Source organism: Streptomyces sp. NBRC 110028 (assembly GCF_001417735.1).
Lineage (GTDB): Bacteria > Actinomycetota > Actinomycetes > Streptomycetales > Streptomycetaceae > Streptomyces.
The window spans coordinates 202,884-215,102 of record NZ_BBUZ01000034.1; the positions used below are offsets into that span (position 1 = coordinate 202,884).

Below are 12,219 nucleotides of genomic sequence, written 5' to 3' on the forward strand. Positions count from 1 at the left end.
CCGCAACGGCCATCGTAAGACAGACCCCGCCTGGCCGGGAGGTCCGTCACCACGCGGGCCCGGTGTCACCACACCGTGTCAACGCGTGAGGAGGCGCCGGGGTGCCCCCGAATGAGCCAAAACCAGTCGCGGCGCCGCGCGGGGGCGGCCCAGACTCGGGCCATGGAGCCCGTCACCCTCACCACCGAGCGGCTCGTGCTGCGCCCCTTCCGGCCATCCGACGCCCCGGCGGTCCACGCCGCCTGTCAGGACCCCGGCATCCTGCGCTGGACCACCGTGCCCGCTCCGTACGAACGCGCGCACGCCGAGGACTTCGTCCGGCGGACCTGCCCGGAGGGCTGGCGGAACGACAGCAGCTACAACTTCGCGGTGCTCACCCGGAGTACGGGCGAACTCATCGGGGCGATGGGCCTGGTACGGCTGGGCCGGCTGCGCGGCCCCGAGCACCAGGCCGAACTGGGCTACTGGACGGCACGGGAGCACCGGCGGCGCGGCTACACGGGTGAGGCGGCGCGCGCGGTGGCCGCGTGGGCGTTCACCGGGCTGGGCGTGGAGCGGCTGGAGTGGTGCACCGAGGCCGGGAACGAGGCGTCGCGGGCGGTCGCCCTCGCCGTGGGCTTCCGGATGGAGGGGACGGACCGGGCGCGGATCGTCCGCGAGGGCACGCGGCGGGACGCCTGGCGGGGCGCGCTGCTGCCCTCCGACTGGGGGCTGCCGTCGGCCACGCCGTACCTCCCGGCCCCCGCCGCGCATCCGGCCTGAGGCATATCCGCAGGTGGTGGAGGGTTGTCGGTGGTCGCCACTACGGTGGCGCGCATGACGCATCCCGCCGCCGGGTCCGGACCCGCCAAGCCCGAGATCACGTTGTCCGCCGACGAGGCGCGCCGGATCGCGCTGCGCGCCCAGGGACTCCTGGGGGCGCCCGACCGGCGCGGCGGGGTGCGCGGCGTGCTGCGGCATCTGGGCGCGGTGCAGCTGGACACGATCTCGGTGCTGGCGCGCTCGCACGAGCTGATTCCGTACGCGCGGCTGGGCGCGGTCGGCCGCGAGGCGGTCGAGTCGGCGTACTGGACGGGCACCCACGCCTTTGAGTACTGGTCGCACGCGGCCTGTGTGCTGCCGATCGAGGAGTGGCCGCACTTCGCCTTCCGGCGCCGCGCCTACCGGGCCCGCCCGCACTGGCACCACGAGCTGCCGGACGGGACGTACGAGAAGGTGGTGGCGCAGCTGCGGGCCGAGGGCCCGCTGACCGCGAGCGAGCTGGGCGGCGCCAAGAACGGCGGCCTGTGGTGGGACTGGTCGGCGGTGAAGGTCGCGGTGGAGCGCGCGCTCATGTACGGCGAGGTGGTGTGCGTGGAGCGGCGCGGCTGGAAGCGGGTGTACGACCTGGCGGAGCGCGCCGTCCCGGACGGGCTGCTGCACGACGACCTGGACGACGCGGAGTGCCTGCGGCGGCTGGTGCGGCTCGCGGGGCAGTCCCTCGGCGTGGGCACCCGGGCGGACCTCGCGGACTACCACCGGCTCAAGGGGGAGCAGGTGGAGGCGGTGATCGCGGACTCGGGGCTGGTCCCGGTGACGGTCGCGGGCTGGGACAAGGCGGCCTGGGCGGATCCCGAGGCGCTGGCCACCACCCCGCGCGGACGGCACCGCACGACCCTGCTGTCGCCCTTCGACTCGCTGATATGGGACCGGGCGCGCACCGAGCGGATCTTCGGCTTCAGCCATCGGCTGGAGGCGTATGTGCCCCGGCCCAAGCGGGTGTACGGCTACTTCGCCATGCCGCTGCTGTCGGGCGGGCGGCTGCTCGGCCGGGTCGATCCGGCCCGTGAGGGGACCACGCTGGTGGCCCGGCAGGTGTCGCTGGACTCCCCGAAGGCGGTGGCGCCGATGGCGGAGGCGCTGCGCGAGGCCGCCGGCTGGGTGGGCTGCGACGCGGTGCGGATCGAGCGCGTCAACCGGCCGGAGCTGGCCGCGCCGCTGGCGGCCGCGGTTCGCTGACCGCGGCCCGGCCCCGCCCGCTCACCTGATTTCGAGGATCTTCTCCCGCATCGCGTAGACCACGGCCTCCATCCGGGAGTGCAGCTGCAGCTTCTCCAGGATGTTCCGGACGTGGTTCTTCACCGTGTTCTCGCTGATGAACAGCTCCTTGGCGATGTCACGGTTGTTCATGCCGGTGGCCACGAGCTTCAGCACCTCCAGCTCACGGTCGGTGAGCCGGGGCGCCGGCACCAGCCGCCGCTCGTCGGTGCGCTGGATCATCGACTTGAACTCGGTGAGGAGCTTGGCCGCCATCGACGGGCTGATCTGCGACTGGCCGTCGGCCACCGCCCGGATCGCGGTCGACACCTCGTCGGTCGAGATCTCCTTGAGCAGATAGCCGGTGGCGCCCGCCTTGATCGCGTCGTAGAGATCGGCCTCCTCGTCGCTGATCGTCAGCATGATGATCTTGGCGCTGGGGGCCACTTCCTTGATCGATGTGCATGCCTCGATCCCCCCGCGCTTGGGCATGCGCACATCCATCAGGACGATGTCCGGCAGCAGATCCGCCGCCTTGTCCACGGCCTCGGCGCCGTCCCCGGCCTCACCAACGACCTGAATGTCCTCCTCCTGGGCCAGGACGATCTCCAACCCACGCCGGAAGAGAGCGTGGTCGTCCACTACGAGGACCCGGATCGGCTCCTTGCGCGACTCGGCCCTGTCCGGCCCCAGGCGTTGGTCATCGCCTTCGTCGGACATGGGCCCGAAGCTGTCCGCCATCGTTCCTCCCCCTGAAGGCCATGGCCCTTGCGGTCTGCACTCTGTGGTGCACGGTGCGGTGCGGCCTCAACCAGTCGTTTCCCCATACCGGTTGGCCGTCGAGCCATGATTTCATGCCCGGACCGGCCACGGGACCGCGCGGCGCATACGCCGCGCGATCCCGCTCACTCTCTGTGCGCCCGCCCAGAGGCGGTCGACGCTCAGGTCGCCTCAGGCGCCGAGCGCACCGCCGGCACCCCCGGGCTCCTCCCCGGCGAACGCCTCCGGCTCAAGATGAATGACCCCGTAGTCATAGCCGTGCCGCCGGTAGACGACGCTGGGCTGGCTGGTGTCGGAGTCGACGAACAGATAGAAATCGTGCCCGACCAGCTCCATCTCGTAGAGAGCCTGGTCGAGCGTCATCGGGACCGCGGCGTGAGTCTTCTCACGGACCACGAGGGGGCCCTCGCCCTGGACCTCCAGGGGCCCCATCCGGGTGGTCGGCACGGTGTCCGACGGGGTGCGCTGGGCGGCGATCTCGCCGTGCCCGTTGATACGTGCCGCATTGGGCACCGTGATGGCCACGTCGCTGGCCGGAATACGACCGTTGCCACGCCGGGTGTGGCGCTTGTCGTGCTGCTTGCGCATCCGCGCTTCCAGCTTGCCGGCCGCCAGGTCCAGCGCCGCGTACGGATCGGCCGCCGCGGCCTCCGCCCGAATGACCGGGCCGCGCGAGCGAAGGGTGATCTCCACACGGTCGGACCGATCGGCCTGACGCGGGTTGTGCTCCTTGGACACCTCGACATCGAGGCTGATCACCTTGCCGTCGAGCTTCTGGATCTTATCCAGCTTCAGCTTCTCGGCCACGTGCTTCCGGAACCGCTCGGGCACCTCTGTTTTACGGCCCTTGACGACGATGTCCACGCAGAACTCCGTTCCCGGGTCGCTCCGGATCATCCACCGGAGCTCAATCCCTTGTGCACTAGGCTCCGGCGTCTTCCGGAGCCACCGGCTTGGCAGCTTTCACCTCTCCTTCCCACGGGGAAGAAGTCCACCCCGTTTCGTCCAACGACTCACAAGAAAGCACCCAAAAGCACGCCAAGCGGATTTGCGAGTCATAGCACCTGCCACTCCTCACAACCGAACATAGCTCGCCCGGACGGATGTCGGCACCCCCTACCGGGCCGTACCTCCGATCAGGTGCTTGGCATCCTTACAGCCTGCAACGACGCGGCTTCGTATTCAGTTCCGCTTACCGCTCGCGAAGGGTCTGAGACGGCCGGAAGTCGTCGACGGGGCGGGAAGCCCCGAAGGCGCGGAGTCCGGCGGCGCGGCCACCACCGCCCCGCCCACCACGCGTCCGCCCGCCTCCGCCACCGCCCGGGCCGCCTCCGCGAGCGAGGCCCCCGTCGTCATCAGATCGTCCACCAGCACCACCGGGCCCGCCACCAGGAGCCGCCCACCGCCCGGCACGGCCTCCAGCGCCCCCGTCACGTTCTCCCGGCGCTGCCGGGCATCCAGCCCCGACTGGTCGGTCACCCGGCGCCGCTGCCGCAACACCGCCGGCACCCGCGCGGGGCACCCCGCGCGGCGCAGCACACCCGCCGCCGCGAACGCGATACGCCGGGCCGGATCATGGCCCCGCGCCCCCACCGCACGCCGCGCCGAGGGCACCGGCACCAACAGGAGCGGCGGGCTTCCCCCCACCCCGGGCAGGGCCCCGCTGGCCGCCGCCCGCACCGCGTCGGCCAGCGCCTCGCCCAACGGCCCCGCCAGCCGCAGCGCTCCCCGCTCCTTGTGCGCGAGCAGCACCGCGCGGGCCTCGTCCACGTAATCCACCGCCGCGTGGACCACCGGCAGCCCCGGCGGCACCGGGCTCGGCAGCACCCGGCGCGCCCCGGACCCGCGCAGCACCGCATGGCACCGGTCGCACAGCGGGACACCCGGCCGACCGCACCCCGCGCAGTCGGCCGGCAGCACCAGATCGGCGATCTCCTGCCACCAGCCCCGCATGGCCCCCACTGTCCCGTCACACCGGCCGGGCCGCCACCCCCTGTGGAAAACCACGCGCATGTGGACAACCAGCCGCCCCCACGGCGGGGCAGACGGTTGCCGAGCCGCCACCACGCACGCCCTACGGCTATCCGGGGTACACCGGCCCGGAACCGTCCTCGTCCACGGTCTTCCAGTCCGTGTTCGGCAACAGCCGGACGATCCCGTTCTCCCTGGTCTCGGCGAGCAGCGGCCGGGTCTGGTCCTCCGAGGCGGCGACCGTCTCCACCCCGTTCGGCCCCGGCACCTCCGGCAGATCCGCCGGAGAGCCGTCCGTTTCCACGTACTGCAGTTGCTGCACGCCGTCCGACTCACGACCCGCGACCACCAGCCGGCTGTCCCCCGCCCAGGACGCGGTGTCGACGTCCTGCAGCTTCGGCGCGATCGCGTGCAGCGCCCGCACCGACAGCTTCGGATGGGCCGCCGTGCCCCGCCGCTCGATCCGGCCCAGCCGCAGCGTCGTATGCCCGTCCCGCTTGACCAGCATCGCGATTCTCGTGCCGTCCGCCGACACCCGCAGGGCCGTGATCCGGCCACCGTCGAGCGCCGGCAGCCCGACCTCGTCCGCCTGGCCCGTATCGCCCCGCAGCCGCAGCAGCCGCGGCCGCTGCGGATCCCGGTCGGCCACCCACAGCCCGCCCAGCCCGTCCCAGCTGGGCGCCGTCAGCCCCTGCTCGGGGCTGCCACCCTGGCTGTGCACCCGCACCCGGCCCCGCTCGGCGCCGGACGACAGCTCCGTCACATACAGCGACCGGCCGTCCTGGCTGACCGCCGCGGCGTCCCGCTCGTCGCGCGAGACCGCCACCGTGCCCAGCCCCGCGCCCTCGGCGCCGAACGGCCCCGGCACCGGCCGCGGCTTGTCCTCGTCGTCGGACAGCCGGACCATTCGGTGCTGCGCGTCCACGAAGTACTGGTGCTGGGGCCGCCCGATGACCTGGGCGGGGGCGTACGCGCGCGCCGCGTCGCTCGACAGCGCGCACAGCTCGGAGCCGCTCTGCCGCTCCAGCCGCACCCCGCTGACCTCGTCCGACCCCTCCCAGAGGTCCTGCACCGTGAACAGCGTCTGCGCCGCCATCCGGGCACACCGGCCCGGGCTGATCCCCGCCGCCTGATCGCTCAGCCGGACCTTGAGCGCGTTCGAATCGTCCAGCGACAGCCGGTCGGTGTGCCGGCCGAGCGCCGTACCGGCCGGGAACGCCGTGCTGACCACCGGCTCCAGCCAGTCCGTCGGGCCGTCCAGCAGCGCCTTGACGGTCGCCGTGACCGGATTGATGCGCCGCCGCAAATAGACCGGATCCGCGACCAGGACCTCGTCCCCCACCCGCGAGTCCTCGCCGTCCGGCCCCAGCTTCGCGAAGTAGTACTTGTTCACCGAGTGGTAGATGCGCTGGAAATCGGACTCGCCGAGCACCAGCCCCGGCGGCGGCCCGTCGATCCGCCACTCCGACCCGCGCAGGGTCAGATGGATGCGCTGCTCGTACCTCTCCTCATCGGGCCGGTAGGCGTGCGTCGCGTCCACCGTGGCGATCCGCTTGCCCGACAGCACGACCGTCTTGCTGTCGCCGTCCCGGTCGGCGGGGTCGGTCTCGACCCGCACGTCCGGCGCCTGCTCAAGCACCGTGGTCCGCGCGAACGGATCCCAGTCCTTGGAGGCGCCCCGGGTCAGATACTCCTTCGCGGTGGCGAAGTTCTCCTCGTCGCTCGTCGTGGCCTCCAGGAAGCCGGAGACCAGCTCCGCGGGCTGCTCGCCCTTGCCCGGGCTCACCCCGTACACCCGGACCTGCGAATCCACGTCCGAGCGCGGCGAGGAGTCCACCCGGCGCACGTCCCCGCTGTCGGGCATCGAGGCACAACCGGACAGCAGCAGCACACCACATGCCAGCAACGTGCCCGTGCCCCGCACGCGGTGGCGCGCGCCGGAGCGGGAACGGTGGCTGTCGGCACGGTCAGCGCCCACGGGGGCGGCCCTCCCCTTCGTTCGGTGTCGTTCGCTCCCGGTGCTCCCGGTGCGACGGCTCCGTGGCGCCACGCACCACCCGGGCCCCGTTCCCGGGCAGCGCCGTCGGATCGGCGGAGGGCACCGGGGCGTCGGCGGGCGGGAGCGCGGAGCGGGGCTGCGCGGGCACCGAGGCCAGCCGCTCCGCCGCGGGCTGCGCCTGCCCGCCGTTCCCGCCGCCGGGCAGCCGGTTGCGCCGGGAGTCCTCGGGCTCCAGCGGGATCGGCGAACCGCGCAGCACATCGCCCGCGGCGCGCGGCAGCGTCAGCCGGAACTGCGAACCGCCACCGGGCTCGCCCCACGCCTGGAGCCAGCCGCCGTGCAGCCGCGCGTCCTCCACCGCGATCGACAGACCGAGGCCGGTGCCACCGGTCGTCCGGGCGCGCGCCGGGTCGGCCCGCCAGAAGCGGTTGAACACCCGCGTCGCCTCGCCGGGTTTCAGCCCCACCCCGTAGTCCCGCACGGCCACGGCGACCGCGCCGCCCGCCGCCGCGAGCCGCACCACCACGTCCCGGCCCTCGCCGTGCTCCACGGCGTTGACCACCAGATTGCGCAGCACCCGCTCCACCCGACGGGCGTCCGCCTCAGCGACCACCGGCGCCTCGGCGCCCCGCACCAGGATCCGGGTGCCCTTGGCGTCGGCCAGCGGCTCGGCCCCGTCGACCACCCGGTTCACCACATCGCGCAGATCGATCTGGTCGGCCTCCAGGGCGGCCGCGCCCGCGTCGAACCGGCTGATCTCCAGCAGATCGGAGAGCAGCGACTCGAACCGGTCGACCTGGCCCCACAGCAGCTCGGCCGAGCGCGCCGTGATCGGGTCGAAGTCCTCACGCCCCTCATAGATGACGTCCGCCGCCATCCGCACGGTCGTCAGCGGTGTGCGCAGCTCATGGGAGACGTCCGAGACGAACCGCCGCTGCATCCGGGACAGCTCCTCCAACTGCTGGATCTTGAGCTGGAGGTTCTGGGCCATCTTGTTGAACGCCTCGCCGAGGCGGGCGATGTCGTCCTCCCCGGTGACCTTCATCCGCTCCTGCAGCAGACCGGCCGCCAGCCGCTCGGAGATCCCCGCCGCCATCCGCACCGGCGTGACGACCTGCCGCACCACCACCCAGGCGATGGCGCCGAGCAGGACCACCACGAACACCCCGGCCGTGGCCAGCGTGCCCTTCACCAGGCTCAGCGACTTCTCCTCCTGGGTGAAGGGGAAGAGGTAGTACAGCTGATAGGCGTCGCCGTGGTTGTCGTCCAGCCGCTTGCCGATGATCAGCGCGGCCTCGCTGTCGCCGGAGCCGAGGTGCTCGATCCGCCCGTACTGCTCGTACGGCATGGTCCGGCCCTCGTCCACCCGCTGCCGCAGATCGGCGGGCACGCTGTCCGCCTTGACGTCACCGGAGGCCCGGGGGCCACGGCTGGCCACATAGGGCGTCTCCCCGGAGTCGGAGCTGAGCGCGACCACCGAGTACGCGCCCTTACCACCACTGGCCAACTGCTCCACCAGGGCGTTCAGCCACGCCCCCGCGTCCTGGGCGCCCCGGCTGCCGGGCCCCGCACCGTCCTGACCACCGGAATCGCTCTTACGGTCGGCCATCTGCTCGGCCACCTCGAACCCGCCGACGGCCTGGCCCTGCGCGGCATGCCGCTTGGCGTCCAGCAGCCCGTTGCGCACCTGCCCGATGACGACCAGGCCGAGCAGGATCACCACTCCGAGCGACATCAACAGCGTGGTGGCCACCACCCGCAGCTGGATGTTCCGCCGCCACAGCCGGGCAGCGGGCAGGAGCGGACGGCGCACCCACCGGCCGAACAACCGGATCAAGGGATGGGCCGGTCCGCCGGAGGCACCGTCGGGCAGCAGATGCCCGCCGCTCCACAGCCGCCGGAGCAGCGGAATGTCGCCCGCCGGATCGGGTCGCCCCGCCCGGCCGCTCTCCGGCGCCCCGCCTCCCGAACCCTGGGGCCGCGGAGCCGTGCCGCCACCCGTCATCTCAGCTGGGCCCGGCCTTGTAGCCGACGCCGCGCACGGTCACCACGATCTCCGGCCGCTCCGGGTCCTTCTCGACCTTGGAGCGCAGCCGCTGCACATGCACGTTGACCAGCCGGGTGTCGGCCGCGTGCCGATAACCCCAGACCTGCTCCAGCAGCACCTCGCGGGTGAACACCTGCCACGGCTTACGGGCCAGCGCCACCAGAAGATCGAACTCCAGCGGGGTCAGCGCTATCGACTGCCCGTCCCGCTTCACCGAGTGCCCGGCGACGTCGATCACCAGATCGCCGATCTGCAGCTGCTCCGGCGTCGGGTCCTCGGACCGCCGCAGCCGCGCCCGGATCCGGGCCACCAGCTCCTTCGGCTTGAACGGCTTGACGATGTAGTCATCGGCACCGGACTCCAGCCCGACCACCACGTCGACCGTGTCGCTCTTGGCGGTGAGCATGACGATCGGCACCCCGGACTCGGCCCGGATCAGCCGGCATACCTCGATCCCGTCCCGTCCGGGCAGCATGAGGTCGAGCAGCACCAGATCCGGCTTGGCCTCGCGGAAGGCGGCAAGGGCCTTGTCGCCGTCCGAGACGAACGACGGTTCAAAGCCTTCGCCGCGCAGCACGATGCCGAGCATCTCTGCCAGTGCGGTGTCGTCGTCGACGACAAGGACGCGTCCCTTCATGAGGCCATCATCCCATTACCTGATCGTGACCTGGAGCACAGCTCCGCGATACCCCCTTCGGTGACGGGCGCGACGACACCGCGCTCGGTGACGATCGCGGTGATCAGCTCCGGCGGTGTGACGTCGAAGGCCGGGTTGTACGCCTGTGTCCCCAGGGGGGCGACCGGCACTCCCATCGCCGCCTCGGCCCCGGGGCCGGCCGGAGCATGCGGCACTATGACGTCCGTCACCTCATGTCCGGGCCGCTGCTCGACCTCGATCGCCGCCCCGTCGGGGGTGTCCGGGTCCATCGTGGTGGTCGGGGCCACCACGATGAACGGCACATGGTGGTAGCGGGCCAGCACCGCGAGCGGATAGCTGCCGACCTTGTTGGCCACCGAACCGTCCGCGGCTATGCGGTCCGCGCCTATCAGCACCGCGTCCACCTCTCCCGCCGCGAACAGCGACCCGGCCGCGTTGTCGGTGAGCAGCGTGTACGCCATCCCGTCCCGGGCCGCCTCGTACGCCGTGAGGCGGGAGCCCTGGAACAGCGGACGGGTCTCGTCCACCCACAGCCGCCGCAGCTGCCCGGCGTGGTGCACCGCCTTGACCACGGCCAGGGCGGTGCCCTCACCGCCGGAGACCAACGCTCCGGTGTTGCAGTGGGTGAGGATGCGGTAGCCCCCGGCGGGCAACAGCTCATCGAGGAGCGCCTGGCCGTGCTCGGCCAGGCGCTCGCTGGCCTCGGCGTCCTGACCGTGGAGGGTGCGGGCCTCGGCGAGCGCGGCAGCGGCGGCACGGTCAGGGGCCGCCCCGTCCCCGATCGCCGCGTGGTACGCGGCGGCGGCCCGGCGCACGCCATAGCCGAGGTTGACGGCGGTGGGACGGGCATGGGCGAGCGATTCGGCGGCCTCATCCACATCGAATCCGCGCACCGCGGCGAGGGCGACCCCATAGGCCCCGGCGATGCCGAGTATCGGGGCTCCCCGTACGGCGAGCGAGCGGATCGCCTCCACCAGCATCGGCACATCCGTGCACACCAGCTCGACCTCCTCGGCCGGAAGCCGGGTCTGGTCGAGGAGCACCACCACGGGCCCCTCCGGTGGTTCCTCCCAGCGCAGTGCGAAAGCAGTGGGCGCTGCGGCGCCTTCCGGGGATCCCCGGTGCTGATCAGCCATCCGCCCAGTCTGCCCCCTGCGGTGCCGACTAATGAAGTAGTCAGCCCACCCCGGCGCCCGGTACGAACCGCAACACACCGTGGCACGATGGCTACGAACCGGCCGTCACCGCATCCGCGACCGGCCAAGGAACAACCTACGGAGCGACGATGAACGACTCTCCGGGCTGGGCTCCGCCCGGATCGTCCCCTTCCGACGAGCCCGACCACGGCAGTCAGCAGCCGAACGAGCCCGTCGGCCACCCCGCGCAGGAGCGGCCGGCTCGGGGCACCACCTGGGCCAGGCAGCAACCCCCAGCGGGACGCTGGACGGCCCCCGACGGCGGCATCTCCACGCCGCCTACGCATCCGGCCGGACCGGCGAACGGCGGCGGCTGGGGCACCGGTTGGCGACAGGCCCCGCCCGCGCCCCGCCCCGGTGTCATCCCGCTCCGCCCGCTCGGTGTGAGCGAGATCCTGGACGGCGCGATCGCCACGATGCGCGCTCACTGGCGCACGGTCCTCGGCATCTCGCTCGCCGTCTCGGTGGTGGCCCAGGGGCTGATCACCGTCGTCACCGGTCTGTGGTTCCGCACTACTTCCGGAACCGGCTCCGTCGACAAGCCGGATCCCACGCTCGGGGAGACGCTGGAGTCCGTCCGCAGCGCGATGGGCAGCAGCTCGGTGACGTTGTTCGTCGGTGTGCTGGGCACGATCGTGACGACCGCCCTGCTGACCATGGTCACCGCCCGGGCAGTCCTGGGGCGGCCCGTGTCCACCGGCGAGGCCTGGGGCGACGCCCGGCCGCGCCTGCTTCAGCTGTGCGGCCTGCTCCTGCTCATCCCGGCCATCGCCGCGGCCGTCATCAGTGTGGGCATGGCGCCGGGGCTGCTCCTCGCAGCGGTCGGTGTGCCCAGCGAGGGCGCGGCGCTCGCCTCGCTCGGAGCTCTCGCGGGCACGGGCGTCGCCATCTGGCTCTGGATCCGCTTCAGCCTCGCCGCCCCCGCGCTGATGCTGGAGAAGCAGGGGATCATCTCCGCCCTGCGCCGCTCGGCCAAGCTCGTACGCGGAGCGTGGTGGCGGGTCTTCGGCATCCAGCTGCTCTCCATCGTGCTGGTCTTCATCGTGGCCGCCATCGTCGAAGTCCCGACCAGCGCCGTCGCGATGGCGTTCGGCGGGGACGGCGCCATCGACTACCTGTCCGGCGAGTCCGTCTCCGTCGGCTGGGCCTTCCTGATCGTCGTCGGCATCGGCGGAGTGATCAGCTCGGCCATCACCTTTCCGATCAGCGCCGGTGTGACCGCTCTCCTGTACATGGACCAGCGCATCCGCCGCGAGGCACTTGACCTCGACCTCGTCCGTGCCGCCGGCTACGGCGACTGATGTCGTGATGGCTGAGATGGTTGTGGTGACAGTGGCGGGTAATGGCGTCGGAACCGGCCCCACAGCGGGCCCTGACGCCATCTCCACCGCTTTCCTGACCTGTGTCGCCTGCACCGCTTTCACCATGAGCCCCCGCTCTCCTCACCCCTCCTGCTGGCGATTCTGAGCGGTCTGACACACGCCGCGCCAGGGCTCGGGCCCCGTTTCACCCGATCCAGTGATACATCAGTTCGACTGGGAACCTGGCGCCG

General features: G+C 72.3%; 10 protein-coding genes. 3 read left to right on the forward strand and 7 right to left on the reverse strand.

The features are described 5' to 3' along the window. Positions 1 to 162: 162 nt before the first annotated feature. Positions 163 to 762 carry a GNAT family N-acetyltransferase gene (locus tag ASC60_RS27440; RefSeq protein WP_055555542.1) on the forward strand — a complete coding sequence of 200 codons (600 nt, stop codon included), beginning with the start codon at positions 163 to 165 and terminating at the stop codon, positions 760 to 762. A 54-nt stretch (positions 763 to 816) separates the two neighbouring features. Further along, on the forward strand, positions 817 to 1,998 hold the full coding sequence (locus ASC60_RS27445) for a winged helix-turn-helix domain-containing protein (protein WP_055555486.1): 1,182 nt from the start codon (positions 817 to 819) through the stop codon (positions 1,996 to 1,998). A gap of 21 nt (positions 1,999 to 2,019) precedes the next feature. On the opposite strand, the gene ASC60_RS27450 is transcribed toward ASC60_RS27445, so the two are convergent. The 7 genes from ASC60_RS27450 to mtnA all read right to left on the reverse strand — a co-directional run bounded on the left by ASC60_RS27450 (position 2,020) and on the right by mtnA (position 10,607). Then, entirely contained in the window at positions 2,020 to 2,757 is a 738-nt protein-coding gene (locus ASC60_RS27450) for a response regulator transcription factor (RefSeq protein WP_055555488.1), read from the reverse strand. Between the two features lie 210 nt (positions 2,758 to 2,967). Beyond that, a complete protein-coding gene (gene hpf / locus ASC60_RS27455; RefSeq protein WP_055555544.1) occupies positions 2,968 to 3,660 on the reverse strand; it encodes a ribosome hibernation-promoting factor, HPF/YfiA family in 693 nt (230 codons plus the stop codon). 318 nt (positions 3,661 to 3,978) lie between these two features. Beyond that, a complete protein-coding gene (locus tag ASC60_RS27460) occupies positions 3,979 to 4,749 on the reverse strand; it encodes a ComF family protein (protein ID WP_055555489.1) in 771 nt (256 codons plus the stop codon). Between the two features lie 127 nt (positions 4,750 to 4,876). Beyond that, on the reverse strand, positions 4,877 to 6,745 hold the full coding sequence (locus ASC60_RS27465; protein WP_234357171.1) for an LpqB family beta-propeller domain-containing protein: 1,869 nt from the start codon (positions 6,743 to 6,745) through the stop codon (positions 4,877 to 4,879). Beyond that, the gene (gene mtrB / locus ASC60_RS27470; RefSeq protein WP_304956820.1) at positions 6,735 to 8,771 is read right to left on the reverse strand and encodes an MtrAB system histidine kinase MtrB; all 2,037 of its coding nucleotides are present in this window, start codon (positions 8,769 to 8,771) and stop codon (positions 6,735 to 6,737) included. The genes ASC60_RS27465 and mtrB overlap by 11 nt, the downstream gene beginning before the upstream one ends. Before the next feature lies 1 nt (position 8,772). Next, the gene (gene mtrA, locus ASC60_RS27475; protein ID WP_055555491.1) at positions 8,773 to 9,450 is read right to left on the reverse strand and encodes a two-component system response regulator MtrA; all 678 of its coding nucleotides are present in this window, start codon (positions 9,448 to 9,450) and stop codon (positions 8,773 to 8,775) included. Beyond that, positions 9,447 to 10,607, reverse strand: coding sequence for an S-methyl-5-thioribose-1-phosphate isomerase (mtnA, locus tag ASC60_RS27480; protein ID WP_055555492.1), 1,161 nt, complete (start codon positions 10,605 to 10,607; stop codon positions 9,447 to 9,449). The genes mtrA and mtnA overlap by 4 nt, the downstream gene beginning before the upstream one ends. 149 nt (positions 10,608 to 10,756) lie before the next feature. On the opposite strand from mtnA, the gene ASC60_RS27485 reads away from it, so the two are divergent. Further along, the gene (locus ASC60_RS27485; protein ID WP_055555496.1) at positions 10,757 to 11,968 is read left to right on the forward strand and encodes a proline-rich domain-containing protein; all 1,212 of its coding nucleotides are present in this window, start codon (positions 10,757 to 10,759) and stop codon (positions 11,966 to 11,968) included. The last annotated feature ends 251 nt before the right edge of the window (positions 11,969 to 12,219 follow it).